This is a genomic window from Thermococcus gammatolerans EJ3, from assembly GCF_000022365.1.
GTDB lineage: Archaea > Methanobacteriota_B > Thermococci > Thermococcales > Thermococcaceae > Thermococcus > Thermococcus gammatolerans.
This window is the reverse complement of the sequence record NC_012804.1, coordinates 496,102-518,911: the sequence shown is the minus strand read 5'-3', so window position 1 is coordinate 518,911 and position 22,810 is coordinate 496,102. Positions and strand designations below refer to the sequence as shown.

Annotated in this window: 31 protein-coding genes; 19 read left to right on the top strand and 12 right to left on the bottom strand. The window is 52.7% G+C overall.

The window, feature by feature from the left end; all coding sequences use genetic code 11:
- The first annotated feature begins 128 nt into the window (after positions 1-128).
- Complete coding sequence (locus TGAM_RS02790) at positions 129-845, top strand: hypothetical protein (protein WP_015858166.1); 717 nt, start codon at positions 129-131, stop codon at positions 843-845.
- A gap of 81 nt (positions 846-926) precedes the next feature.
- Here the strand turns inward: TGAM_RS02790 and TGAM_RS02785 are convergent, their stop codons facing one another.
- Genes TGAM_RS02785 through TGAM_RS02775 form a run of 3 tightly spaced genes read right to left on the bottom strand, consistent with a single transcriptional unit; the run spans position 927 to position 3,492 of the window.
- Complete coding sequence (locus tag TGAM_RS02785) at positions 927-1,889, bottom strand: aminotransferase class I/II-fold pyridoxal phosphate-dependent enzyme (RefSeq protein WP_048811053.1); 963 nt, start codon at positions 1,887-1,889, stop codon at positions 927-929.
- Positions 1,874-2,758 (bottom strand): adenosylcobinamide-phosphate synthase CbiB, encoded by an 885-nt coding sequence (gene cbiB, locus TGAM_RS02780; protein WP_015858164.1) that lies wholly within the window; start codon positions 2,756-2,758, stop codon positions 1,874-1,876. Before cbiB ends, TGAM_RS02785 begins: the two co-directional genes overlap by 16 nt.
- Positions 2,746-3,492: a uracil-DNA glycosylase family protein gene (locus TGAM_RS02775; protein WP_048811052.1), complete on the bottom strand. Its 747-nt coding sequence runs from the start codon at positions 3,490-3,492 to the stop codon at positions 2,746-2,748. Before TGAM_RS02775 ends, cbiB begins: the two co-directional genes overlap by 13 nt.
- 42 nt (positions 3,493-3,534) lie before the next feature.
- Here TGAM_RS02775 and TGAM_RS02770 point away from each other — a divergent pair, with 42 nt between their 5' ends.
- The 5 genes from TGAM_RS02770 to cobS are packed head-to-tail and all read left to right on the top strand — an operon-like array spanning position 3,535 to position 5,987.
- Positions 3,535-4,176, top strand: coding sequence for a PAB0415 family putative ATP pyrophosphatase (locus TGAM_RS02770; RefSeq protein ID WP_015858162.1), 642 nt, complete (start codon positions 3,535-3,537; stop codon positions 4,174-4,176).
- Positions 4,177-4,210: 34 nt separating this feature from the next.
- Positions 4,211-4,444: a hypothetical protein gene (locus tag TGAM_RS02765; protein ID WP_048811051.1), complete on the top strand. Its 234-nt coding sequence runs from the start codon at positions 4,211-4,213 to the stop codon at positions 4,442-4,444.
- A complete protein-coding gene (locus tag TGAM_RS02760) occupies positions 4,445-4,876 on the top strand; it encodes a PIN domain-containing protein (protein ID WP_015858160.1) in 432 nt (143 codons plus the stop codon).
- Positions 4,873-5,283: an alpha-ribazole phosphatase CobZ gene (cobZ, locus tag TGAM_RS02755; protein ID WP_015858159.1), complete on the top strand. Its 411-nt coding sequence runs from the start codon at positions 4,873-4,875 to the stop codon at positions 5,281-5,283. The genes TGAM_RS02760 and cobZ overlap by 4 nt, the downstream gene beginning before the upstream one ends.
- A 2-nt stretch (positions 5,284-5,285) precedes the next feature.
- The gene (cobS, locus tag TGAM_RS02750; RefSeq protein WP_015858158.1) at positions 5,286-5,987 is read left to right on the top strand and encodes an adenosylcobinamide-GDP ribazoletransferase; all 702 of its coding nucleotides are present in this window, start codon (positions 5,286-5,288) and stop codon (positions 5,985-5,987) included.
- Here the strand turns inward: cobS and TGAM_RS02745 are convergent.
- Complete coding sequence (locus TGAM_RS02745; RefSeq protein WP_048811050.1) at positions 5,972-7,147, bottom strand: MJ1477/TM1410 family putative glycoside hydrolase; 1,176 nt, start codon at positions 7,145-7,147, stop codon at positions 5,972-5,974. The two genes, cobS and TGAM_RS02745, sit on opposite strands and share 16 nt — an antisense overlap.
- A 50-nt stretch (positions 7,148-7,197) precedes the next feature.
- Between TGAM_RS02745 and TGAM_RS02740 the strand changes: the two genes are divergently transcribed.
- Positions 7,198-7,737 (top strand): NTP transferase domain-containing protein, encoded by a 540-nt coding sequence (locus tag TGAM_RS02740; protein WP_015858156.1) that lies wholly within the window; start codon positions 7,198-7,200, stop codon positions 7,735-7,737.
- Positions 7,734-7,946, top strand: coding sequence for a hypothetical protein (locus tag TGAM_RS02735; protein ID WP_048811049.1), 213 nt, complete (start codon positions 7,734-7,736; stop codon positions 7,944-7,946). The genes TGAM_RS02740 and TGAM_RS02735 overlap by 4 nt, the downstream gene beginning before the upstream one ends.
- Here TGAM_RS02735 and TGAM_RS02730 read toward each other — a convergent pair.
- The gene (locus TGAM_RS02730; RefSeq protein WP_015858155.1) at positions 7,943-9,394 is read right to left on the bottom strand and encodes a cobyric acid synthase; all 1,452 of its coding nucleotides are present in this window, start codon (positions 9,392-9,394) and stop codon (positions 7,943-7,945) included. The two genes, TGAM_RS02735 and TGAM_RS02730, sit on opposite strands and share 4 nt — an antisense overlap.
- Positions 9,395-9,448: 54 nt before the next feature.
- Between TGAM_RS02730 and cobT the strand changes: the two genes are divergently transcribed.
- Entirely contained in the window at positions 9,449-10,450 is a 1,002-nt protein-coding gene (gene cobT, locus TGAM_RS02725; RefSeq protein ID WP_015858154.1) for a nicotinate mononucleotide-dependent phosphoribosyltransferase CobT, read from the top strand.
- Here the strand turns inward: cobT and TGAM_RS02720 are convergent.
- A complete protein-coding gene (locus TGAM_RS02720) occupies positions 10,434-10,637 on the bottom strand; it encodes a type II toxin-antitoxin system VapC family toxin (RefSeq protein WP_238516264.1) in 204 nt (67 codons plus the stop codon). The two genes, cobT and TGAM_RS02720, sit on opposite strands and share 17 nt — an antisense overlap.
- A 150-nt stretch (positions 10,638-10,787) precedes the next feature.
- Between TGAM_RS02720 and TGAM_RS11220 the strand changes: the two genes are divergently transcribed.
- Positions 10,788-10,946: a hypothetical protein gene (locus TGAM_RS11220; RefSeq protein WP_169302022.1), complete on the top strand. Its 159-nt coding sequence runs from the start codon at positions 10,788-10,790 to the stop codon at positions 10,944-10,946.
- A 98-nt stretch (positions 10,947-11,044) separates the two neighbouring features.
- On the opposite strand, the gene TGAM_RS02715 is transcribed toward TGAM_RS11220, so the two are convergent.
- Together TGAM_RS02715 and TGAM_RS02710 are read right to left on the bottom strand one after the other, a co-directional pair.
- Positions 11,045-12,376 carry an RsmB/NOP family class I SAM-dependent RNA methyltransferase gene (locus TGAM_RS02715; RefSeq protein WP_015858152.1) on the bottom strand — a complete coding sequence of 444 codons (1,332 nt, stop codon included), beginning with the start codon at positions 12,374-12,376 and terminating at the stop codon, positions 11,045-11,047.
- Positions 12,363-12,983, bottom strand: a complete 621-nt coding sequence (locus TGAM_RS02710) for an METTL5 family protein (protein ID WP_015858151.1) — start codon at positions 12,981-12,983, stop codon at positions 12,363-12,365. The genes TGAM_RS02715 and TGAM_RS02710 overlap by 14 nt, the downstream gene beginning before the upstream one ends.
- 124 nt (positions 12,984-13,107) lie before the next feature.
- Between TGAM_RS02710 and TGAM_RS02705 the strand changes: the two genes are divergently transcribed.
- The 3 genes from TGAM_RS02705 to TGAM_RS02695 are packed head-to-tail and all read left to right on the top strand — an operon-like array spanning position 13,108 to position 14,999.
- On the top strand, positions 13,108-14,457 hold the full coding sequence (locus TGAM_RS02705; RefSeq protein ID WP_015858150.1) for an ATPase domain-containing protein: 1,350 nt from the start codon (positions 13,108-13,110) through the stop codon (positions 14,455-14,457).
- Between the two features lie 19 nt (positions 14,458-14,476).
- A complete protein-coding gene (locus TGAM_RS02700; RefSeq protein WP_048811048.1) occupies positions 14,477-14,746 on the top strand; it encodes a NitrOD5 domain-containing protein in 270 nt (89 codons plus the stop codon).
- Position 14,747: 1 nt separating this feature from the next.
- Complete coding sequence (locus tag TGAM_RS02695) at positions 14,748-14,999, top strand: hypothetical protein (protein ID WP_048811047.1); 252 nt, start codon at positions 14,748-14,750, stop codon at positions 14,997-14,999.
- 1 nt (position 15,000) lies between these two features.
- Here TGAM_RS02695 and TGAM_RS02690 read toward each other — a convergent pair whose 3' ends face one another.
- Together TGAM_RS02690 and dph2 are read right to left on the bottom strand one after the other, a co-directional pair.
- The gene (locus tag TGAM_RS02690; RefSeq protein ID WP_015858147.1) at positions 15,001-16,773 is read right to left on the bottom strand and encodes a hypothetical protein; all 1,773 of its coding nucleotides are present in this window, start codon (positions 16,771-16,773) and stop codon (positions 15,001-15,003) included.
- Between the two features lie 132 nt (positions 16,774-16,905).
- Positions 16,906-17,931 carry a diphthamide biosynthesis enzyme Dph2 gene (dph2, locus tag TGAM_RS02685; protein ID WP_015858146.1) on the bottom strand — a complete coding sequence of 342 codons (1,026 nt, stop codon included), beginning with the start codon at positions 17,929-17,931 and terminating at the stop codon, positions 16,906-16,908.
- A 98-nt stretch (positions 17,932-18,029) separates the two neighbouring features.
- Between dph2 and TGAM_RS02680 the strand changes: the two genes are divergently transcribed.
- The 6 genes from TGAM_RS02680 (at position 18,030) to TGAM_RS02655 (ending at position 21,715) form a co-directional block, all read left to right on the top strand.
- On the top strand, positions 18,030-18,644 hold the full coding sequence (locus tag TGAM_RS02680) for a YiiX/YebB-like N1pC/P60 family cysteine hydrolase (protein ID WP_015858145.1): 615 nt from the start codon (positions 18,030-18,032) through the stop codon (positions 18,642-18,644).
- Positions 18,645-18,738: 94 nt separating this feature from the next.
- On the top strand, positions 18,739-19,080 hold the full coding sequence (locus TGAM_RS02675) for a heavy metal-binding domain-containing protein (RefSeq protein WP_048811046.1): 342 nt from the start codon (positions 18,739-18,741) through the stop codon (positions 19,078-19,080).
- A 40-nt stretch (positions 19,081-19,120) separates the two neighbouring features.
- Positions 19,121-19,816, top strand: coding sequence for a YhfC family glutamic-type intramembrane protease (locus TGAM_RS02670; RefSeq protein WP_238516238.1), 696 nt, complete (start codon positions 19,121-19,123; stop codon positions 19,814-19,816).
- Between the two features lie 6 nt (positions 19,817-19,822).
- A complete protein-coding gene (locus tag TGAM_RS02665; protein WP_015858142.1) occupies positions 19,823-20,182 on the top strand; it encodes a helix-turn-helix transcriptional regulator in 360 nt (119 codons plus the stop codon).
- Positions 20,179-20,988, top strand: a complete 810-nt coding sequence (locus TGAM_RS02660; protein WP_015858141.1) for a DUF1648 domain-containing protein — start codon at positions 20,179-20,181, stop codon at positions 20,986-20,988. Before TGAM_RS02665 ends, TGAM_RS02660 begins: the two co-directional genes overlap by 4 nt.
- Positions 20,975-21,715: an SdpI family protein gene (locus TGAM_RS02655; protein ID WP_048811045.1), complete on the top strand. Its 741-nt coding sequence runs from the start codon at positions 20,975-20,977 to the stop codon at positions 21,713-21,715. Before TGAM_RS02660 ends, TGAM_RS02655 begins: the two co-directional genes overlap by 14 nt.
- Here the strand turns inward: TGAM_RS02655 and TGAM_RS02650 are convergent.
- Both TGAM_RS02650 and TGAM_RS02645 read right to left on the bottom strand, forming a co-directional pair.
- A complete protein-coding gene (locus TGAM_RS02650) occupies positions 21,712-22,104 on the bottom strand; it encodes an RNA polymerase sigma factor sigma-70 region 4 domain-containing protein (protein ID WP_048811044.1) in 393 nt (130 codons plus the stop codon). The two genes, TGAM_RS02655 and TGAM_RS02650, sit on opposite strands and share 4 nt — an antisense overlap.
- Entirely contained in the window at positions 22,088-22,798 is a 711-nt protein-coding gene (locus TGAM_RS02645; RefSeq protein WP_148206326.1) for a hypothetical protein, read from the bottom strand. The genes TGAM_RS02650 and TGAM_RS02645 overlap by 17 nt, the downstream gene beginning before the upstream one ends.
- Between the last annotated feature and the right edge of the window lie 12 nt (positions 22,799-22,810).

Genomic DNA, 22,810 nt, shown 5'->3' with positions numbered 1-22,810 from the left:
CTGAGCTCAAAGGATGGGGTTCCATCTCCTCCAAGTCAGTTGCACAGGAGTTTATAAGCTATACCAAAACGTTTATATACTTGAGGGCATAGTCATAACTATCTTCACACCACAAGGGTGGTGTTATTATGATCAGGAAAATCGTTCCATTACTGCTTCTATTCGTGGTACTGTCGGCTGGCTGTCTCGGCCACGAGGAAACCAAAACGAACTTCTCCATAAAGATCAATGCGGTTCCGTTCAATCCCGGCATCAACGTAACAGCAGTTATGTTCCACGTTCACGCTAAATTCATCGGATACAAACACGTTACCGTGAATTACTCCTATCCAGCAATACTGATCAAAACAAGCCCAGACGTCCTCAACCTCTCCGCCTTCAAGCTCTCGGACGACGTGTACATGCTACCCTACTACAGCTTCAAGAATCCCGAGAACCTCGCGTCCATACTGGTGCGCATGAAAAACGGTTCAACGACAAGCGTTGACATCAGAGTTGAAGGCACGCCGAAGAAAAGCATTGAGATGACTATCAACTACGAGGTCAAGAAGAACGGAACGCACTACCTCGTCAGGCCCATCGGATGGTCCGTGAAGAAGCTAACGGTCTGGAACGAGACATTCAACGTCACCCTAGTGATTCAGAGACCCATTCAGATCGCCAACGCTCCCACTGTTGAACTCAAAAACGACACCTACCTCTTGCCGGAGATCTGCAAAACAAAGAGCGGGAGTGTTACGGCAATCTACAAGTACTCAGTTGGCGATGTTTACGTCATCGGTCCTGCTGGCGAAGGCTTCGTTGGAAAGGTGTACTTCCCCTGTGAGAAAATGGCCGGCAAGTGATAAGGCAACAAATCCCAAGCCCTCAGAGGGCCAGAAGGCTTGATGTTCTCATTTCTTACTGTAAAAGGCAGGGGAGTAACTTCAAACCCTCATGGATTTAAAGGCCCGAATGAGCATTTCATTCTCCTCAGGCTTCCTCACCGAAAAGCGGATGTACTCAGGGAGGCCGAAGCTCTCGCAGTTCCTCACGAGGATTCCGCGCTTCTTCATGGCATCAACGAACCCCTCAGCGTTGCCAACGCGCTTGATGAAGAAGTTTGCGTCGCTTTTCACGCCAAGTGCCTTCTCAATCCTCTCCTTCTCGCGCCAGATTAACGGCATCGTTCTCCTGAGGTGCTCGAAGCCGTCTTCAATGAGGAATTCGAGAAAGGCAACTCCAGTCGAGCCTATGCTCCAGGGCATTCTAACGCTCCTGAAGGCTTCTTCAAAGCCGAGAACGTAGCCGACCCTTACCCCCGGCAAACCGTAGCTCTTGGTAAAGGTTCTGAGCTTCACGATGTTCTCCCCCTTCGGACTATCTGGCTTTTTCACGAAGTCTATGAAAGCCTCATCCAAAACGAGGAGCGCCCCCCTGTCTTCCACCGCATCGAGGAGTGGCTTGAGCTCCCTAACGCTGTAGAACCTTCCGTCGGGGTTGTTGGGGTTGCAGAAGAAGACGACCGAGTTTCTCTCGACGAGTTCGGCCAGCTTCTCAGGTTCGTTCGGGCCTTTAACGACTCTCGCCCCAAAAATCCACGAAACTCGCTCGTACTCGCCGTAGGTGTGCTCCGGTATTATCGCCTTCTTCCCGCGGAGCGCGAGGATTCCGAGTAAATAGAGCGCCTCGGTGATGCCGGCAGTTATGATTAGAGGCTCGCCGACGAGCCCTTCCAGTTCTTCCTCAAGCCTCTCGTAGTAGGGGTAGCGGTTGCTTATTTCCTTTGCGCGTTTGAACATCTCGTCGAGCCACCCCGGCGGGTAAGGATTGAGCGACGCGGAAAAGTCGAGCAGTCCCTCTTCCCTCGCACCGCCGTGATAAGTCGAGAACTTCACGGGCTCCAGCATGGGCACACCCCCTTTGCGAGGAGTAAAAGGACGATTCCAACCCATTCGGCAACTACGAACCAGTAAACCTTTAGGGCTCGTTTTATGTCCTTGTTTTTCGGTTCCCTCCCCGGAAAGCGGTAAACTCCGGGCTTCTCGAGCCAGACGCCGAGAACGGCACTCATGGCCGACATCGGCTTGTCGGAGTTTATCTTGAACTTTGCAAGGTGGTAGTGCCTGAGAACCTTCAAACCGCCAAGCGGGATGTAGAGGAGGACAGTTAGCCTCGCCGGAATGAAGTTCAGAACGTCGTCTAATCTGGCGGAAAACTTGCCGAAGAACTCGTAGCGCTCGTTCCTGTAGCCGAGCATGGCATCGATCGTGTTCACCGCGCGGTAGAACAAAGCTCCTGGGAGGCCGAAGAGGAGGAAGTAGAACAGCGGAGCGATTACGGAGTCGTTGAGGTTTTCAGCCAAGCTCTCTATCGAGGCGGAGTTGAGATGACTTTCGTCGAGATTTTTAACGTCCCTGCTCACTATCATCGAGACGGCCTTCCGCTTTTCATTGATATCCTCTGTTATCGTCCTTGCGATGTGCTCGTGGAGGCTCCTCATCGCGAAGGAGCTTTTCAGGAGGTAAACCGCGAGGGCGTAGTTCAGCGGGAAGGGGAGGTAAAGGGGAAGGAGGGAGAGGGCTAAAGCGAAGGCAATGACGAGCAGGGCCGTTAAAGCTCCCGCAAGGAAATCAGGGAGGGGACCCCTTCGCTTCCACTTCCCGTCGAGAAAGCCCGCTACCCTTCCGAACCAGACCACCGGGTGGAGCTCAACCGGTGGTTCTCCAAGGAGAAGGTCCCAGAGGAGCGCGAGGAGAAAGACGATTAGGGCGTCCATTCCCCGAAGGCCTCCCTGATTTTAGCGTACTCAGCGAGCATCTCATCATTCGGCTCGTGGACTCCGCGACGCACGTACCAGGCTGGATGTCTCAGGTACTCCACCTCGAAGCCGAGCTCCTTCAAAGCCCTTTCAGCGGTTCTGCCGAGGGCAAAGATTGTTCCCGGCCTGAGGATTTCAAGTTCCCTCGCGAGGAGCTCGTAGGCTCCTTCCGGAACGCGGGACAGCCTGTTGTTAGGAGGGTTGCACTTTACGGCGTTGGTTATGTAAACAAAGTCCGGGTTGATACCGAGGCTAAACAGGGTCTTCCGGAGAAGCATACCGGAGGCATCGCGATAGAAGCACACACCCGTCTTCCCACAGCCCCGCCTTCCCGGCGCTTCGCCCACGAGGACGACCTTGGAGCCCGTCCAGCCGTTGGCAAAGGGCAGTCCCTCGAACTCACCAACCTGGAGCTGGTAGCGCAGGTTCTCGCCGCCACAGAAGTACTCCGCGTCCATCAGGAAGGAGCGGTAAAGGGCCGAGAGATCTATTGCCCGGGCCTCGGAGAACTCATCGGTCACCAAAAACCTCTCCCTCGGGTTGTAAATCGTCCGTGCGTAGATCCCATAGGTCTTCTCGTCAAGGCTCAGGAAATCGCGCCAGGTTTTCAGTAAAAGTGGCTTAGCCCGTAGGTTTCGCGGATTAACGTAGACGTCGCCGACCCTCTCGAGTTCATCAATCCGAATCAGCATAATGGATAAAAGCTCCAAACCCTTTATAGGCTTGGTGGTTCAATGAGGGGAGTCGCCTTTTTCTCGGGCGGTAAGGACGGCCTCTACGCGGTTCACCTCGCGGAGAAAAACGGAATCGAGGTTCCCTACCTGCTCGCGCTCAAAACGACTATAGGCCTCTCGCCCCACTGGGAGAACTTTTCAGCCCTCAAAACGCTCGCCGAGGCGATGGGAAAGGAGCTGTTCACCTTTGACATGAGCCGAGGAAGCAAGGCACTGGCGGAGTTCATAGGCTCGCTGGACGTTGATTACCTCATTGCTGGCGACGTTCTCCTTGAGGACCATCTGAGGTGGATTGAGCGCCTCGCGGAAGGGGCTGGAGTCAAGCCACTCGAACCGCTCTGGGGACGGGATACGAGGGAGCTCGCCGAGGAAATCCTGAATGCTGGCTTTGAGCACGCGATAATCGCGGTGAACAGGGAGAAGCTCGGCAAAGAGTGGCTCGGCTACACCTTCCGCTCCCTTGATGACCTTGAGCTCTTCCTCGAAAAGAATCCCGGCATTGACCCGGTCGGCGAGTTCGGAGAGTTCCACACGGTCGTTTTAGCGTCTCCGCTCTTTAAGGGGCGCTTCGCCCTTGAAATCATCTCGACAGAGGAGAGCGAGAGGTATCACTGGGTCAGGTCCGAGCTGAGAAAAAGGTAAATATAGCCAAAGCAAAGATATGGGCGGTGATAGAATGGGTGAGATAGTGCTCAGGATAACCGTCCCGGAGGGTTGGAGTGAGGAGATGAGAAAGGCCCTGGAGCGGAGGCTCGTCGTGGACGTTGCGAGGGAGCTCCAGAAGAGGATTGAGGAGGCGAAGAGGTTCGAGGAAATCGTGAGGAGTATTGAAATAGAGGACGAAGAAGAGGCCAAGGCGCTTGAAGACGAGATTGCCGAAGAGATAGCCAGGCGCTACGGAGTGGTCTGAATGGAGGTCGTGCTGGACTACAACGTGGTGTTCTCCGCTCTTTACAATAGAGGCGTTGCCTACAAACTTTTCATGTTGAACCATGTGACGAAGGACGTTGAATTTTTAGTTCCGGGCTACTTCTGGGAGGAAGTCGAGCGAAAAAAAGACCGCCTCGCCAGATTGACTCGCCTAACATACGAGGACTTCGAATTCATTCTCAGGATTATCAAATCCCAGACGATAACGATGCCAGAGCACGTTGTTAAGATAGGCATAGAAGAGGCCCTCTCCCTGTCTCCCGACCCAAAAGACATCCCTTACGTTGCTCTTGCGCTCGCCCTTAATCTTCCACTTGTTACGGGGGACTTAAAACTGAAAAACGCCATCAGAGACAGAATCGTCGTCTATTCTCCGTCGGAGCTGTTAAAACTCATGGGTGGTTCTGTATGACACCCAAAGAACTCCTCTCCCGCCTCGAATCCAAAGGCATAACGCTCGAAAAGATGCTCGACACCGCGTTAGAACTCTACATCGGCGACGAGCGCGAGAAAGTCGGGGAAAGGCTGAGGGGGCTGATGCTCCGCTACCTCAGCGACGTAAACGTCCAAGCTCTACTTCTTTCGGCTCTCCTGCTCGAAGAGAACTTCAAAGTTGAGGGCGACCCCGTGAACCTTGTAGCTGATGAGTTAATTGGGATAAACATCGCCGAGCTCATAGGAGGGAAGATGGCGCTCTTCAACTTCTTCTACTACGACACCAGAAAGCCCGGAATCCTTGCGGAGCTTCCGCCTTTCCTCGATGATGCGATAGGTGGCTTTATAGCGGGCTGTATGACGAGGCTGTTCGAGGAGGTGTAGCGGTGCGTAATCTTTTACCCTTCTTCACGCGGATTCCTGTCAAAGGCGACTTCGAACGGGTTAGGAATGAGCTCTGGGCTCTCCCCCTGCTCGCCCCCCTAACTTCGGCCCTGGCGACGCTCGTCCTTTACCTGGAACTCCCCCTGAGCAACGTCTTAGCCATCCTCGCGCTCTATTTCACGACAGGCCTCCTCCACCTCGACGGCTTGGCTGACTGGGCCGATGGAGTAATGGTCAAGGGCGACCGGGAGAGAAAGATAAAGGCCATGAAAGACCTCAACACGGGCATAGCGGGGGTTTTCGCCGTCGTTATGGTTTTCCTCCTGCAGGTTTACTCCCTTCCATTACTTCCGTTCTACGCGCTCTACTTAGCCGAGCTGAACTCCAAGTTCGCCATGCTCCTCGCTCTGGCAACGAGAAAGCCCCTCGGCCAGGGCCTTGGGGCGTACTTTATGGAGGGCATGAACGGAAGGCAGTTAACCCTAGGAACGGCCCTCTACCTCCTCCTGCTCCTGCCGGTTGCTTATATCGAACCCCGCTCTATCTCTTCCCTCCTCGGCCTCTTGGCTGGAGCATACGTTATCAGACTCTCGCTAAGGAACTTTGGGGGGCTGAACGGGGACTGCATCGGGGCTGTGGCAGAGATAACGAGGGCTGGAGCGCTCCTGGGAATGGCGGTGGTTTGGGTTTACTTCGGGGGCTGAATACCTGGAATCACGTCGAGTCTGTCCAGTTCTCTATCTTCGAAAGTCGCGTATGGGATAAACCCCGCTCTCCTGGCCTTGTCTATGAAGTCGAGAATTCTAGCGAGGTTTTCCTCGCTTCCCGTGCCATCATCAACGTAATCAACCACGAAGACGGGCTTTCCAGCGTTGACGACCTTTTTGAGGGGGGGGACCTTTTCGGCCGTCCAAGGACTCGGCTCGAGACCGTTGTAAAAGACGTCCTCACTCGCCCAGCCTGAAACGGTGGCAAGAAGCGTCCCGTTGTCATATTCGAGCAGGTATTCGCCGTTCTGGGGAATTATTATGAAATCCCGTCCGGCTTTAGAGCGCGTGTAGTTGGCGATTTCGAGAATGAGTTCGATCATCCGCTCCGCCGTCCAGCTCTCATTGTAGCTTTCCGCCCAGAACCAGTACTCGTCGACCTTGTCGAGGTATACGCCCATAAAGCCCTGGGCGATGATTCTGTCGAGGTAGCGGAAGACGATTTCCTTCCATTCCTCGTCCCAGTACCTGACGGCATAGTTGCCCTCCCAGTCGGGATTCTCAGGGCCGAGCCACGCCGGCGGGTTCTCCTTCCAGCTCTCGTTCCAGTAAAAGCGATAGTCCTCGGCCTCGCCAATGCTGATGTAGGCAATCGGAATTATGCCTGCTCTTTTAATCCCCTCTATCCCCTCCCTTGTATAGGCCGTCTCGTCGCTCCCGTCCCGGGAGTAGTCCATCACGACCAAATCAAATCCGCTCTCGGCTATAACCTCTGGACTCGCGTTCTGAAGCCAGCAGGCCCAGCTCCTCACGGAGGAGAGGGACAAACTTTCGGAGTTCTCAGTGGAGTTCAGACCGCCGGCGGGACTTAGGGTGGAGGTTCCGTTCTGAAGGTTAACACTCGAACCGCCTAGAGGGGAAGCGGTATCACTGAGCCGTGGGCTTGAAGGAGTTTGAGTTGAATTTTCTACCCACCCCGCTCGAGAGGATGTTAGAGTCATTTCCATAGCTGAAGTTGAGGTGTGGACACTTGACGTAGCATTTTGGGTCATGCTGGGAGTCAAGGAGGGGGTTTGGACGTTATCGCCCTGGGAGATGCAGGCCAAAGCAAAGGCGAGGAGGATCATCAGGATCGTGATAATCGTCCAGTAGCGCATGGTCAACCTTAGGCGCAACGCCTTTTAAACGCTTGTTCGAATGTAGGGGTATGATAATCATCATGGCCGGTGGACGTTCGAGCAGGATAGGACGGGAAAAGCCCGTTTTAAAGGTCGGCGGAGTGCCGATGCTCCTTCGCGTTTACCGCGAGGCCGAGAAGGTCGGTGAAACCCTCGTCGCCCTCTCCAAGAACACGCCGAAGACGAGGGAGCTGTGCCTCCGCGAGAGAATTCCTTTCGTTGAGACGCCCGGAAACGGTTACGTTGAGGACGTTAAGTGGCTCCTCCACGAGTTCGGGCCGTTCATCAGTGTCTCCGCGGATTTACCTTTCATCAAGGCGAGTGACATAGCGCGGATTTCAGAGGCCTTTGACAGGAAAACAAGCCTTACCGGTGTTCTACCACTAAAGCTGGTTCCGAAGGATTTGAAGCCAGTCGTTTACAGGGGCTACGCGATAGTTGGCCTTAACGCCGTCGGAATCGAGGGCGAGCGGTTCTTTGAGCTGAACAACCCGTTGCTCGCTTTGAACGTCAACACGCCGGGGGAGTTAAAGCTCGCGGATAAAATAGCGAGGCTGGTGGGAAGGTGAGGAAGAACGAGGTTAAGGGAGCCTTGGCGTTCGTCCTCTTGCTTATACTCGCCGTGCTGTTCGTCTTAGGCTTTCTGCTCCTTGCAGTGGTTTTAATAGCGGCAGGCTTGCTAATCTTTCTCGGTTTTTACATCTACATCCGCTTGAAGCTCTGGTGGGCTAAAAGGCATCCACCGAAGGAGCTTGAGAGGCCCGAGGATTATTTTTAAAGTCCAAGCTCCCCTAAAATCCTCTCAACGTCGATGTTCTCCTCAACAAGTTTTGCGAACCTCTCTATTTCCTCCTCAATGCTCCAGCGTTCAATCGAGACAGGCTCAAGGCCCTTCTCCACCCTCAGGAAGTTGAGGAAGCGCTCCGTGAAGGCGAAGTTGTGAAAGATTCCGTGAAGGTAAGTCCCGAAGGCTCTCTCCCCTATCGCCCCCTCAGGCTCGAAGGTTTTGGCACCGTTGATTGCCTTAATCACCGAGAACGGTCTTTCCGAGACGCTCCTGCCGAAGCGTATCTCGTAGCCCTCAACGGCCATTCCCCTGGCAGGTTCCCATAGAACCTCGGCATTCAGGTGGTTCGTCCTCTTGGTTTTCTCGAAGACCGTCTTGGCTGGAAGAAGGCCGATTCCCTTAACCTCTCCGCGTTTGGACTCGACGGTGTCGATAATCTTCTCCCCGAGCATCTGGAAGCCGCCGCAGATTCCGACCACAAAAGAGCCCTCGCGGTGGGCCTCAATTATCGCGTCCTCGAAACCATTCTCCCTCAACCAGAGTAGGTCTTCGACCGTGTTCTTGCTTCCAGGGATTATAATCACGTCGCCCTTGAGCTCTTCGGGCCTCGTCACGTAGTCAACGCCGTTCGCCCAGTGCAGGGGCTCGAAGTCCGTGAAGTTGCTTATGTGGGGGAGTTTGATTATCTGGATGTGGAGCTCGCCCTTCACCTTCGGGAACTCCGCCAGGGAGTCCTCCTCAGGGAGGCGGTGCTCGACGTAGGGGATAACGCCGAGAGTAGGCTTTCCGTAGCGCTTCTCAAGGTACTCAAAGCCCGGCTCAAGGAGGGATTTATCACCGCGGAACTTGTTGAAGACGAAGCCGATTATCGTGTCTCTCTCCTCAGGTTTAAGAAGCTCCATCGTGCCGACTATTGAAGCGAAGCTTCCCCCTCGGTCTATGTCGGTAACGAGGATTCCCTTCGCCTTTGCGTGGAGCATGACGCGCGTGTTGGCAATGTCGTAGTCCTTCAGGTTAATCTCGACTGGACTGCCGGCCCCTTCGATTATGACAAGGTCGTGCCTCTCCTTCAGCTCGTCTAAAACCTTCATCGCCTTCCTGAAGAGCTCCTCCTTCCGCGAGAGCATATAATCCTTGGCGGAAACGCTCCCAATCGGCTTTCCCATGAAGATGACCTGGCTCCTCATGTTGCCCTCGGGTTTGAGTAGAATCGGGTTGAACCTGACGCTCGGCTTCTTCCTGCACGCTATCGCCTGCAGATACTGCGCCCTGCTTATCTCACCGCCCTCTATGCTCGGAGCCGAGTTCAGGCTCATGTTCTGGCTCTTGAAGGGCACCACATCGTAGCCGAGGTTCGAGAAAATCCTGCATAAGGCCGTAACGAGGAGCGACTTGCCTGCTCCAGAGGACGTTCCAAGGACCATTAACGCTTTTCCCATCTCCAACCCCAAAGGCTATAAGCGGGACTGGATAAAAACTCCACGGTGGTTGGAATGGAGAGCCTCTTCCTTCTCGTCCTGGGCAACACGGAGATAAGCACCGTGCCGGGGATAAGCGTTGCCGGAGCGACGCCAGAGCTGACGAAGCTGACGCCCGTTGCCGATGCCGAATACCTCTTCCACGAGAAGCCCCTGACGATTGACGTCATTCCTGTAACGCCCGAAGGCCATCCGACGCCGGCCATAATCACCAAGGCCGCGAGGGAGCTCGCGAACTTCCCGGTTCTCGTCGTCAGGGGTGGGACGTATCTGGCTCCGCTCGTTCCGCACGTCCACATCAGCGACGCCGTCGGAAGGGACTTCAGGAAGGAGCCTGCTTTACCCGAGTTCGGCGATATAATCAAGCGCGCCAAGCTCTTCGGTGAGGAGCTAAACAAGACGCCGATAAAGGAGCTGGTAATCGGCGAGTCGACGCCGGGAGGAACGACCACTGCTCAGGCCGTCCTCTGGGCGCTCGGCTACGAAGCGAGAACCAGCTCGGCCTCGCCTGACAATCCCCAGAGCCTGAAGGAGAAGGTCATCGCTGAGGCCTTCGAAAGGGCGGGAATTGAGAAGGGCCAGTTGAGGGACAACCCCCTCGAAGCCCTCAGGCAGTTCGGAGACCCGATGATGGCGACGGTAATCGGCATTGCGCTCGGCTTTAGGAGGGACATCGTTTTGGCAGGTGGAACTCAGATGCTGGCAGTTTCGGCGCTCCTAAAGGCCCTCGGCGAGGATTTAAGCAGGTTCATGATAGCCACAACCAAGTGGGTCGCCAACGACAAGAGCGCGACCTTCATCGAGACAGCGAAGGAAATCGGGATTATAAGCTACGCCGCCGATTTGGATTTCTCGAAGAGCGAGTTCAAGGGGCTGAGGGACTACGAGCGCGGTTACGTCAAGGAGGGTGTTGGAGCTGGAGGCGCGACGTGGCTGGCCGTTAAGGCCGGTTTCTCGCCGGAAGACGTTAGCGAAAAAGTGGAGGAGCTGTACAGAAGGCTCATGGAGATGAAATGAGCTCCCTGAGGAGTTCCACCTCTATTCCAGCTTTTACGGCCGTCTCATACATCTTTTTGTCGTCGGTTACCAGTTTGGCGTTTGCCTTCTTCGCGCAGGCGAGGAAAAGAACATCAAAACCGCTGGCCCCAGTTTTTCTGCCCAGTTTCATCGCGTCTTCCATGAGGTAAACGTCGGAGTAGAAGATTGAGTAAGTTTCGAGGAACTCGACGCCAACGTCGACGTTCTGAGCTTTCTTCAGCAGTTCCTTGGCTTTCAGATGAACGGAAAGTTGCCGGTAGTAATATCATTGTGTTTTCGGCGCAACGGCGGTAGAAATCCCTTAACGAGGACGCTTGTGTCCAGCACTACGTCAATACTCGGACTCATAGTCTCTCTCCCTCATCTGGCGGATTATCTTCGTTATATCCTCCACGTCCTCTTCGACCTTCAGCTCCTCCTGAACAACTTTTTCTACCTCCTCAAGGGTAACCTTGCCCTTCTGGATCTCCTTTAACCGTATTTTCAGCAGGAGGTTCTGTGCGTCGAGGAACAGCCTCTCGACCTGAGCTTCAACGTCCTCCCTTCTTCCACCACCTTCAATAGGAAGTGAGGTTATTTAACCCTTGCCTTCTCAATCAGCGCGTAGAAGAAGCCTATCGTTCTGTGCCTGTGGGGCCAGGCCCTCATCGTGCCGGGCAGGAAGCCCTCATCGTATGGCCCGTTAAGCGGGACGAGCCTCGCGTCATCGTGTCTCTCCAAAAACCAGCGCACGACCTCTTCGTTCTCCTCGGAGAGCATTGAGCAGGTTGAGTATAGGAGCCTTCCACCAGGTTTTAAGAGCTTCCAGGCACTCTCGATGAGTTCTTTCTGGAGCTGAACAACCTTGGGAATATTCTTCTCGCGGAGGCGCCACCTCAGCTCGGGGTTTTTTGCTATCGTCCCGTCGCTCGTGCACGGTGCGTCGAGCAAAACTCTGTCGGCAATTTTCTCGCCGAGGAATTCAGGGGCCTTCCTCCCGTCGAGCTTCTTAACTTCGGCAATCTCAACGCCGGCCCAGCGGAGGATTTGCTTCATGCGCTTAATTCTCTCTGAATCAACGTCGAAGGCGTAGATTTTTCCCTCATTTTTCATCAGCTCGGCCATATGTGCGGTCTTTCCGCCCGGTGCCGCGGCCAGATCAACAACCGTCTCACCGGGTTCTGGAGAGAGGATTAGGGAAGCGACGGCAGACGCCTCTTCCTGTGGCAGAGCGAGGCCCTTCTCCATGAGCCTACCGGGGTTGAAGGGGTCTAAAACACGGATTACCGTTTCAACGCGCTCACTCCTCTCGAAGCGGAGGTTTCTTCTCTTTAGATAGTCCTCGACATCCTCGACGCTCGCCTTCAGGCAGTTAACACGTAAGCTAACTGGAAGGGTCTCGTTGAGGGCCTTGAGCAGTTCCTCTGCTTCTCCCCCCAAAAGTTTGTGCATCCTCTCTATGAACCACTCGGGAAAGAGATACTTCCACTTCAGCCTCTTCTCCTCGGAGTTAAGCTTTGGGACGTAGTTTATAACCCTGGGCAGGAGTTCGTAGTAGTAATAGCCCACGTAGGGATGCGTTCTACCGGAAAGGAACTTTGCGAGACCCTTAAGGTGCTGGAGCGTCCTCTCGTTCGGGTCTCTAAAGACCGCAACTTCAACCGCAACCCTAAGTGTAGCTCTCAGCCAGGGGTCGAGGATTAGGGGAGAAACGCCAACGAGCTCTTCGATCACCTCGTCTATTAGACCAAGCCTCCTCTGAATCGAGTAGAAGATCCCGGTCAGCTTGGAGTTCTCCCAGCCCTCGATTTTGTAGCGCGAGAAGGCCTTTCTCTTAGCCTGCTGGCTCGGTTTTATCGCTTCGCTGAGCTTAACCGCCTCGATGAGAGCGTAGAGTTGCCTGTCGCTCAGCTTAAGCTTTCCCATCCGGAACCCTCCTGAAAAGGTACAGATCCACTAAAATCCGCTCCAGCTTCTTTCTGTGGAAGAAGAACTGGGCCGGAATCTCAAAAGGGACGGTCGCCAGCCGAAATGCAGTGAACCCGTTATCTGCCGAGAACCTCTCGATAAAACTCCTTACCTCCAGCTTCGCGAGATGGATTGAGTAAACCGTATTAGAAACTTCAAAAGCCTTAAGCAGGAAGGGCCTGTCCGCGCCCTTCTTCTGGCTCCCGAAGGGAGGGTTCATCACAACGGTGTCAACCCGCTCGCTGAACTCAGAGACGTCCGCTTGAATGAACTCGACTTCAACACCAGACCGCTCGGCGTTTCTCTTGGCCACTTCAAGGGCCTTCGGGTCAACTTCGACTGCGTAAACCTTCTCCGCCCCGAGGAGCTTCGCTCCAATCGCCAGAACCCCAGTTCCGGTTCCAAGGTCGGCAACGACTTTCTCCACTATGTCACCGGCGGAGTGAGCTAACCACAGCAGTTCCGCCGCTACATTTCCCGGTGTCCGGTACTGTTCCAGCTCCGGTTTCGGCTCGGAGAAACCCTCAAGCTTCGACAGGAGCATCGCGAGGTGCCTCTTTTTCATGTTGCTCACCGTGGATACCAGTTTGATATTATGTTGAGGAAATATTAAGTCTTGTGGAACCTTGAAAATTCTAACGAAATGTATTTATATCTTTGATGTTGTGTAAAAAACAAGGTGACAAGGTATGGAACTCATACCTACGGGGATACCTGGGCTTGATAAAGCCCTATCAGGTGGGTTCTCAAGGGGTACTAGCATTCTAATAGCTGGAAATCCTGGAACTGGAAAAACTCACCTAGCTGTTCATGTTCTTTTTAATAACATGAAAAAAGGACTGAAAGGCGCTTATATTTCCTTTGCTGAAACAAAAAGGCAGTTTTATCAGAACGCTATGGAAAGCGGGTTAAACTTCGAAGAGGCTGAGAAAAAAGGTGTTTTCAAGTTTTATGACATGCTTACAATGCCCAAGGAAGAAATGAAGGACTTTCTTGACTTTCTTATTCAAGATCTCGTGGAATGGAAGCCGGATATCATTGTCTTTGACTCCATAACTGTTCTTGGTCAGATCTTTGGAGCAGCAATGATGAGGTCTTTTCTTCACTCTATAATAGGCCGCCTCGTGAATGCACTCAACTCTCTAGCCATACTAATTGACGAGATTCCATATGGTGAGAGGAGGGTTGGCTTTGGTGTTGAGGAATTTGTGGTAGATGGAGTTATAGTACTTGAAATGGAGAGGCAGAGGGAAGTAATCAAGCGCTACCTGACGATACCAAAGATGCGCGGAAGGTATATAGCTAGGAGCACTTATGAGTACGTGATAACGGACTACGGTATAGACGTTATTCCCATACCTGATCTAAGATTTGCCGAAAGAAACATCCAAACGAAAGAGCGGATCAAAACTGGAATCCCTAAGTTCGATGAGCTCCTTGGTGGAGGTTTTTACAAGGGAAGTATAAACCTGATAGCTGGACCTACTGGGAGTGGAAAAACAATATTCGCCCTTACTATCGCTTCTAACATGGCAAAGCAGGGGTTCAGGGTGCTCTACATGACTTTTGAAGAAGCACTAGGAGCTTTGTTAGGGACTACTAAAAATCTCGGTCTGGATGGAGACTTTAAGGTGATATCATTGATTCCAGAAGCGATGACTCCTATACAGTATTACGCCCTTATAAAGAGACTTCTGAGAGAAAACTCGTCGGAGATTCTGTTTATAGATTCCATCTCAGCAATGCAGAGTCATATGGAAGAGGAGGACTTTATAAAGGCCATCAGATATCTACAGCTCCTCTCCAAGGAGAAAAACATAACCCTTATAATGACATACCTCTCGCAGAATTCCAACCTTCTACAATCAACGGGCTTTAGTACACTGATGGACACTATAACGATTCTCAGTTATGAGTTACCTAGCAGACCTGGAGAGTTTTTGAAACGTTATCTGATGGTTCTAAAGGCCAGACATTCTGAACATAAGGCAGTTTTAAGGAAATTTAAAATAACACTAGGAGGGATTGAGATTGAGTGATCCTCGAGTTGGGTCTGCTATGGTCACTGCCACTGCAAAGGAAATACTCAGAAGGCTTGGGAGGCCTTTTGAAGCTACTATAACTGCCTACTTAAACTCGAAATATGATAAAGGAATAGAGATAATTGAGGAAGATCCCAGAAAGTTCTACAGCGCCCTAAAAGAGCTCTTCGGGGAGTTCGCCGCAAAGATCTTCATTTACAACCTTGTAGCAGAGCTTCATCTCCCCGTGAAATCCACTGAGATTGAAGACCTATTACAGATTTTGGAGGAGTATATAGGTGGTTGACATGACTGAGGAGCTTATGGAAATCCTGAAACGGAAGTACCAATTCTTGGGCACAATGCTTGAAAGTGTGGATCTGACCATAAGAGAACTCAAAAGAAGCGGAGATTCAGAAGAGGTATATAATACAATGATTACATTTCTTGGAGAGTTTCCAACGAAAAGAATGCTCCAGATCATTGCGGAAGAGAAAAACCTAGGCATAAAGGTGAAGACAAGGGAAGACGCAATAAACGTCATTAAGCTCCTCCAGTAGTTCAACCCAGCTTCACTTTTGAGGATATCTCCTCCAAGATCCGCAGAGCGAGCTTCTGATCTTCAGGGGAAGCAGAATTTTTGATATCCTTGAGTACGTCAATGAACGGAATGAAGAGCCTCGCTCTCTCTGGTGGAGCAGATCTCACGAGTGCCTCAAGTGCGAGGAGGGCGTCAAAACGGGTTTCCTCTTTTTCAAGATGGTTGGTAAGAGTGGAGAGCACGACCCTTGCAGTTTTTTCGTCCCATTCCCTGTTAAAGTAATAGCTGAAGAACTCTAGGGCTGGGATTACCCGTTTTGCATCCCCTGAGAGGTAGTCCTCAATGAACTCTCCCACAACTCTGTCACCACTTCTGCTCTTCACAGCGAGCAGCGCTAGGGTCTTCGCAGCCCTTAGTCTCATCCACCGGTTTTTTGTGGAATGAGCCACTTCGAGAAGCTTTTCTACAGCAGGTTCTAAGATGAAAGCCACTCCTCTTTCAATTTTTTCAGCGAGCTTTGATAGTGCCCATAGGGCGTCCATCTTTTCGAACTTATCTCCCTCTTCAAGTTTGCGGACGAGCTCAAATACCACCTCCGGCTTTTTCCTAGATAGTTGGAGGAGTTTTTCTTCATCGCCCACCTCTACCGCTCGTTTCAATTCGATTTTTTCATCTTCAGTCAATTCATGCTGAGAAGCAGGTTCATTAAGGGCTATTTCCAAGGCACTTTTCTTTACCTCCCTAAACTGGGCTAAGGTTGGAGGTCTTATGTACCTTTGGATCTTCTTCTCTGGGGGTATAGAGAGGTATTTCGGGCCCGGTAGAACTCTTTCATTGATCTTAAGAGTCTCTTTATTGAATTTTTCGAGAATCTCAGCCAGCCACTTCAAGATGTAGGTATCCCCAACCGCCAGTGCAAGATCAATGGCCTCGTAAAAGTACTCATTTATCAAGAGTTCATGAATTTTCTCCTTGGCTTTCTCTGGATTTTTGAGGTAATAATTGTGAATGGCAAGCTCGAGTTTCTCTGCCACTATCCTTGCTTTATCTGCAAGTTTTGAGCTCTTTCGAAGAGCGAGGTTCTTAACTGCAGTCAGTACGCGGGCAACATCGTCTATGAGCTCCTCCTTCAATGGATACCCTGCGATTTCAAAGAGAATGTCGAGGACGAAGTCCGCGAGGGGAACGTCCTTTTCCGACAGCATTTCGGGAATTTCGGAGAAAAGAGTTTTCAAGAGGGAGGGATCCCCGGAATAAGTGCTCACGTTAAGAAGAAGTCTGAGTCCCATAGCCTTAAGGCGAAGATCCTTTGATTTAAGAAGCCTCGAGATAACGTCCATAATCCGAGGGCTGGGGGAAGTTACACTCATCCCCCCAAGGACAGAGAGTATTTCAAGTACAAGGGCCTCATTTTTCCTAGACTTAACGAGATCTTTGAAAGCGTGGGCCAGTTTTACGAAGGTCTCTGGATGAAGGGGGATGCCCCCAATGAGCCTACCAATTGTCCTGATCGCATGAATTAAAACGCCATCGTTATCACTCTTCAGCACCTTAATAACATCGTCGAGAAACTTATCAACAAGAATAAGCCGTTTAACGTCGGGAAGCGCTTTTAAAACCTCCTCCAAGGCTATTAGGGCCCGAATTTTGAGAGTATCATCACTCTCGTGTAGGAGCTTGAAGAGAGCCAACAGGTATACATTGTCTTTTAAAGCTAGTTCGATGGCTTTTTTAATCTCCCAGGAACGTAGATATTCTTCTATCACTTTGATAGTTTTATCATCGACCAACATGACATCCCGTCATTTGAATTTCAAACTTATAACTCTTATGGTAGAGTTTCCTCAAACCGCACTATCTTCCCACAAAAACAAATGACAAATATCAATAGTATTCACTGGATGCCTAAAGAAGAAGTATCAGTTTCATAATTTGAGCGAAACGCCTAAAGGCTCGTCCTCCCTCCGCTCAACTCCAGGTATCTCATCGAACTCGTACTCCTTCTTCAGGCCTAGGAGGGGCTCGACTTCTCTCGGCGTCAAAACGGGCTTGCGCCAGTTCTCGTAGTCATCTATTGGAACTCTGGGACAGGCAACGACGACGTAGGCGTCGAAGGGGAAGCCCTCAAGCTTCGGATAGCTTATGTGGTCCATCGCTATGAGCCTCGCTTTCCTACCGTGCCCTCGAAGGAGCTCAACAATCCGCTTGGCTTCCGCTAAGCGGAGCTGTCCCTTCTTGGTGCTGACAACCACCCCAAAGCTCTTCGCGTCCATAGCCTTGGCTATCTGGGCCCAGCGCTTCCTTATCAGTCTTTCCGCTTCAGCGTCCATCCAGATTGCATCGCCGGAGTAGGGGTTTATCGCAAGGGTGGGCTTTTTGGTAGCGAGGGCAACCCCAAGCGGATGGAAGAGGCCCGAGCCTATGAAGAGAACCCCCTCTGCCTCGACCTTCGCGCTAGAGAAGTTGCACCCAAGCACCTGCCCGGGCCAGCTCACCCTCGAGTCGCCCCTTCCGATGAGCACCTCGAAGCCGTTCTTCTCCAAGAACTCCCTCGCTTCGTCAAGCCTGTGAACGTGCTGGGCGGTGGTTACGAGCGCTATCCTCCTTCCAAGCTTCCGAATCTCCTCAATGTTCTTTTCAAGGGCGGGAACGAGTTCGACCTTCGCAAAGGCGGGAACGAAGATCGTCGGAACTTCAAGGTTCAGGCGCATGTAACTGTGCCCGAGGTGAATTAAGGCGTCGCAGCCGAGCCTTCTGGCATCGGAATCGGCGGGGTCACAGGCCCCGTAGTTTATCTCGCCGTGAAGGATAACGGTTAAACCATTCTCTTCGAGAAAGCCCGCGAGCTCTTCGGCTTCCCTCCTCAACCCCTCTGGTGACTGGATTAGGACGCACTCCGCGCCCAGTTTTTTCAACTCCTTCAGTATCTCGCCATGCGGAACCTCGTGCATCTCACCACCACGAGAAGTTCCAGGTTGAGTTTATAAATGATCTGGAAAGGTTTATTAATGACCTTTCCATCATTCTCCGCTCCATTGGGGGTGATCAAATGAAGAGACTTGGTGCAATCTTCGTTGCCCTACTCTTCCTCGGAGCGACGGTTCCAGAGGTCAGCGCCGGCGATCTTCTGAACTACTTCTGGGACACCAGGACGTATCAGCACCCGTATCCGACTGATGTCAGGCCAGGAGACCTCGTTTATGGCCACAGCCCGGACCTTTTTAATGCCATAATCCCCGGTTACTGGATCCACGTTGCCATCGTGGCCTGGTACAACGAGAGCATAGACGACTGGATGGTCATCGAGGCCAAGATCGGGAAAGGCATCATAATAACTCCCCTCAGCGAGTTCCTCAGCAGGTACGATGTCGTTGCCCTCCAGAGGGTCAAGGTAAGTGATGAAATAAGGCTCAGGGCAGTTCAGTTCGCCTACCAGCAGCTTGGAAAGCCCTACAACTACGACTACTTCAGCAAGCCGAAGGTCTACGATGATAGGTACTACTGCTCCCAGCTTGTCTGGGCGGCCTACCTCGTCGCCAGCAACTTCCAGGTGAACCTCGACGAGAACGACGGTGGCTGGAGCTGGAAGTACTTCTACGCCGTTGCTCCACAGGAGGTCTACGACGATCCCATGACATACACCATCTACTACCACAAGGCTTGATTCTCTGCCCTTCCTTTTTGTTTCCCAAATCAAAAGCCTTTTATACATCCTCATCCAACAATACCTCGAAGTTCGATGCATCGGGGTGAGATGTATGGAGACAATTGAGGGGGTTGTTGTCGTAACGACCGAGACGGTTCCGGGGTACCGGATCGTTGAGGTCAAGGGCCTCGCGAGGGGCGGTGTCGTCAAGGCCACCCACATCGGTAGGGACATACTCGCCGCCCTCAGGAACATCAAGGGCGGTGAAGTCAAGGAGTACACTCAGATGATGGCCGAGGCACGGGAAGAGGCCTTAAGGAGGATGGCGCTCAGCGCCAAAGAGCTCGGCGCAAACGCCGTTGTTAACATGCGCTTTGCCACCTCAAACGTCAGCTCAAACATGGCCGAAGTTTACGCCTACGGGACTGCGGTGGTCATCGAGAAGGAGGAGTGAAGCTATGTCCCCGTTTTTATTTATAATTCTCGGCGGGTTCTTGGCCTGGGCGACAGTTTACGCTGTGGGCTTCAGGAAGTTGAGGTGGGCCGAGTTCATTCTGGGCCTTGTGGCGTTTTTACTCGCGATGATAATCCAAAATCCCGTTCAGCAGCTTCCCCTAATGGGAATGGGCATAACATCAAATAAGGACGTCGTCGCGAGGGGAACTGGGTTTATGGTGATTGTTGCAGTCTGGCTTGGACTGGCTGCGGGCATCATCCAAGAGGGGATCAAGTACTACCTGGTCAGAGAGAGGAAGCTTCGCGAGGCGGTCTTCGTTGGTCTTGGCTTTGGTGTCACAGAGGCAGTTGTGATAGCAGTGGCCAAGGTTCTCCCGGTTGTCCTGAAGGGTGGCTCCGTCGAGGTGCCCCTGTTGAGTGCCCTCCTATCAATGGCCGAGCGTTACTTCGCAACGCTTTTCCACGTGGGAACGGCTGTTTTCCTTGCCTATTCGGCAAAGCAGGGTTTTGGAAAGAGGGGTCTCATATACATGATTGGTCTGCATACAATAATAGACAGTGGCGCGGCCTACTTCCAGCTGGCCTTCTTCATGAAGCCCAGACCGTACCATACGTTAAACTTCCTGGCCTATTTCCTTGAGGTTGTGGCAGCCGTCATTGGAATTGTGGTGTTTGCATACGGAGTGCTAAAGGCACTTGAGGAGCCGGAAGACGAAGAAAAGCCCATATGGTGATAGAGCTTGCTTGGAAACCCTAAAGAAAAGGCCCTCAGAAAGCTCAGGAAGGACCTGCGCTCCGGACTTTACTCCTACCTAGTCCTCTCCCTCCTCAGCGAGGAGGGCGAGCTTCACGGCTACGCGATAAGGAAAAGGCTCGGAGAGCTTAGCGACGGCAAACTCGTCCCGAGCGAAGGAGCCCTCTACGACATCCTGAAGAACCTGAAGAAGCTCGGCCTTTTGCGAGACGACTGGGCTGAAGTTGGCGGGAGGCCGAGGAAGTACTACCGCCTCACCGATCTCGGTAGGGACGTTTTGTTGGCGCTGAGGGATGAAATCAGGACGATTGAAAGAACCCTCATAAGGCTGGAGGGATTGGAATGAACGAGAAGGCCTTCGAGGTGTTTGTTTCCCTCACCCTGCTTTTGGCTGGACTGCTGACCCTCGCCTTCAGAAAGAAGCAAAACCCTCTAATCGGCTTTCGCGTGGGTTACACCTATCACTCCGAACGGGCCTGGGAGAAGGTGAACACGTTCGCGGGCGTCTTTTCCGTAGCATGCTCCCTTCTTCTGCTCGTCCTGGCGCTCTACGGCGTTTCGATGAACGCGTTTATTCTCGTAATGATGGCCTTCGTTGGAGCCGAGCTTTTCGTTGGCCTGTGGATGGCAAGGCGCGAGTACGAGCTTGAGGAGCTATCCGAGGAGGCCCCTGAAAAGCCTCCAGCGATTGAAACGGAGAAACAGAGCATCAGCATAAAACCCTACATCCTCATTCAGCTCGGCTTTTTAGCCATCTACCTCCTGCTGGTTGCCCTCCTGTGGGAGAGGCTCCCCGAGAGGGTTGCGACCCACTTCAACGCGAGCGGTGAGCCGGACAGCTATTCGAGCAAGTTCTGGGGAGTTATCGGCGTTCCGGTTCTGGTCTGGCTTCTTCCGTTAGTTCTCACGATTCCGGCCAGGGAACCGGGATTCTTCGCGAGGGTCGCCTTCTACCCGAGGAGCCTGAGGGCGTGGTGCCTCTTCACAACGGTTCTGAGCGGTGGAATTGTTCTCGTCGTTACTCTCGCCCTCCTCTACAACGCGGGCCTCGTCTCGGGCAACGCAATAACCTACGGGGCCTACCTTTTCCTCGGCGTGCTCATCTTTGCAGTCTACAGGCTCCTCACGGTGGGGAAAGGTGAACGGGTATGAGCTCCTGAGGATTCTCTACGGGCTGTTCCTCGGGGTTTTCCTCATAGTCATGGGGGCTCTCACATTCACAGCGAAGGACGAACCCGGGATAGGCTTTAGGATAGGATACACCTATCTCTCGGAGAGGGCGAGGAGGAGGGCCAACCGCGTTTCGGGGGCCGGAATTATGCTGACCGGGGTCCTCCTGATCCTCCTCTCCTTCTTCCTGCCAATGCCTTGGCTGATGGCGGTTCTTCTCTCCTGCTTTGGAGTGATTATTCCGGTGACTTATTTGGTTGCAAAGCGCGAGTACGAGCTTGAGGAGCTATCCGAGGAGGCCCCCGAGAAGCCCGAAAGGAAAATAAGGCCGCCGCGGGTTGGGAAGTATTTGGCGCTCCAGACGGTCTTTGTAGGGCTCTCCCTGGTCCTCCTAATCAATGGGAAGCTTCCAGACCGGGAAATTTCCATACTCATCTTTGTCCAGCTCTTCCTCCTCGCGCTTACTGTTCCCTTCTCTCAGCCCCTCGTCTTCCAGCTGGCGCCAAAGTTCAAGGGGAAGATGGCGCTCGGCTTCGCGAAGGCGATGACGGTGGTATCTGCGATGGTAGCGCTTCAGCTGGCAGTTGCTGCATTAAAGCCCAAGGCGAGCCCGCTCCTCGTAGTCCTCATGCTCCTCGTCTCCCTAGGCGCGATATTCTATGCGGTTTTCGTAGCTTTAACGAGCGCTTATGAGGAGGGTTACTATTAGCTCTCGAGGGCATTGATTAACTTTTCCCGATCGGGCTCATCAATGATTCCCAGCTCGACGGCGTGCCTCAGGACGCAGTCTGGAAAATCTCCCTCGAAAAACGCTCTCAGGCCCTTTCCTGGGATGTAGAAGGCGTAAACCCTGACGCTCCTGCCGAGGCACCTCCCCCTCGCTACCATGAAGCCCTTCTCCGCGTTAATTCTGGCAACTTCCCACGAGAAAACCTCAGCCAATCCAAAGAAGGCCTCGAAGAGCTTGACCCTCGCGTCCCTCAGGGCCTTGTTGACGGCCTGCCTTGAAACTCCGAGCTCCCTCGCTATCTCGATCTCGCGCATGCCCTTGGCCCTCATGAGCCAGACGCGCTCCATGGCCTCAGGAAGCCGGAACATTCGAACCACCGCTACCGCTTATGAGTCTCCTCAAGTTATCAATAAACTGCTCAATTTCCCTGTCTGAGAGAGACGACACGAGGTACGTTCCCTTTTCGGTTACAAGAACGACCGTTCTCTCCCGGACGTCTGTGATGAACGGCACTAAAATCACGCTCGTAACGATGTACATCGGGTATTCCTTGATTCCAAGCAACCTGGCCAAACAGGACATAAAAGCTCCAAACGCAAGAGTAGCCATGACACTCAATTTTTTGGCCTTTTTAGGGAACAGGAGTGGGATAACCCCCACGATTCCCCAGTATATCCACCCGAACCATACAAAAGCCCACCTTGAGTCTTTAACAAGCCCGAGAAGACCAACACTGACAGCGAGGACGGTTAGTGGCAGAACAAGCCTGTAGTACCTCAGGGGAAGAACACCCTCTGCCCTCTCAAGGTCAACCACCTCTATAATCTCCTCGGGAGCTATCTCAACCCTGAACAGGGTAACTGGCCAGCCAACCTCGAGAACCAGTCTGTTTTTCTTAACCTTCACCCGTCTGCCAAAGAGCAGGGTCGGTAAGCTAAGCCAGAAGAGGGCTCCTGCTATAGTTGCCAGAGCTTCAATCCCTGTCAGCAGTGAGCAGAGGTACAGCCCACCTATAACCCCCGTAAGGACCCACTCACTCCAGTGGCCGCCAAAGCGAACCATTATCGTCACCTT

Coding starts and splice junctions, on each gene's coding strand:
- TGAM_RS02680 (WP_015858145.1), top strand. CDS start 18,030: ATGAAGAGACTTGGTGCAATCTTCGTTGCCCTACTCTTCCTCGGAGCG.
- dph2 (WP_015858146.1), bottom strand. CDS start 17,931: ATGCACGAGGTTCCGCATGGCGAGATACTGAAGGAGTTGAAAAAACTG.
- TGAM_RS02790 (WP_015858166.1), top strand. CDS start 129: ATGATCAGGAAAATCGTTCCATTACTGCTTCTATTCGTGGTACTGTCG.
- TGAM_RS02785 (WP_048811053.1), bottom strand. CDS start 1,889: ATGCTGGAGCCCGTGAAGTTCTCGACTTATCACGGCGGTGCGAGGGAA.
- TGAM_RS02690 (WP_015858147.1), bottom strand. CDS start 16,773: ATGTTGGTCGATGATAAAACTATCAAAGTGATAGAAGAATATCTACGT.
- TGAM_RS02730 (WP_015858155.1), bottom strand. CDS start 9,394: ATGGGAAAAGCGTTAATGGTCCTTGGAACGTCCTCTGGAGCAGGCAAG.
- TGAM_RS02765 (WP_048811051.1), top strand. CDS start 4,211: ATGGGTGAGATAGTGCTCAGGATAACCGTCCCGGAGGGTTGGAGTGAG.
- cobT (WP_015858154.1), top strand. CDS start 9,449: ATGGAGAGCCTCTTCCTTCTCGTCCTGGGCAACACGGAGATAAGCACC.
- TGAM_RS02745 (WP_048811050.1), bottom strand. CDS start 7,147: ATGCGCTACTGGACGATTATCACGATCCTGATGATCCTCCTCGCCTTT.
- TGAM_RS02770 (WP_015858162.1), top strand. CDS start 3,535: ATGAGGGGAGTCGCCTTTTTCTCGGGCGGTAAGGACGGCCTCTACGCG.
- TGAM_RS02775 (WP_048811052.1), bottom strand. CDS start 3,492: ATGCTGATTCGGATTGATGAACTCGAGAGGGTCGGCGACGTCTACGTT.
- TGAM_RS02695 (WP_048811047.1), top strand. CDS start 14,748: ATGACTGAGGAGCTTATGGAAATCCTGAAACGGAAGTACCAATTCTTG.
- TGAM_RS02675 (WP_048811046.1), top strand. CDS start 18,739: ATGGAGACAATTGAGGGGGTTGTTGTCGTAACGACCGAGACGGTTCCG.
- TGAM_RS02650 (WP_048811044.1), bottom strand. CDS start 22,104: ATGTTCCGGCTTCCTGAGGCCATGGAGCGCGTCTGGCTCATGAGGGCC.
- cobZ (WP_015858159.1), top strand. CDS start 4,873: ATGACACCCAAAGAACTCCTCTCCCGCCTCGAATCCAAAGGCATAACG.
- TGAM_RS02705 (WP_015858150.1), top strand. CDS start 13,108: ATGGAACTCATACCTACGGGGATACCTGGGCTTGATAAAGCCCTATCA.
- TGAM_RS02645 (WP_148206326.1), bottom strand. CDS start 22,798: ATGGTTCGCTTTGGCGGCCACTGGAGTGAGTGGGTCCTTACGGGGGTT.
- TGAM_RS02660 (WP_015858141.1), top strand. CDS start 20,179: ATGAACGAGAAGGCCTTCGAGGTGTTTGTTTCCCTCACCCTGCTTTTG.
- TGAM_RS02710 (WP_015858151.1), bottom strand. CDS start 12,983: ATGAAAAAGAGGCACCTCGCGATGCTCCTGTCGAAGCTTGAGGGTTTC.
- TGAM_RS02715 (WP_015858152.1), bottom strand. CDS start 12,376: ATGGGAAAGCTTAAGCTGAGCGACAGGCAACTCTACGCTCTCATCGAG.
- TGAM_RS02740 (WP_015858156.1), top strand. CDS start 7,198: ATGATAATCATCATGGCCGGTGGACGTTCGAGCAGGATAGGACGGGAA.
- TGAM_RS02760 (WP_015858160.1), top strand. CDS start 4,445: ATGGAGGTCGTGCTGGACTACAACGTGGTGTTCTCCGCTCTTTACAAT.
- TGAM_RS02700 (WP_048811048.1), top strand. CDS start 14,477: ATGGTCACTGCCACTGCAAAGGAAATACTCAGAAGGCTTGGGAGGCCT.
- cbiB (WP_015858164.1), bottom strand. CDS start 2,758: ATGGACGCCCTAATCGTCTTTCTCCTCGCGCTCCTCTGGGACCTTCTC.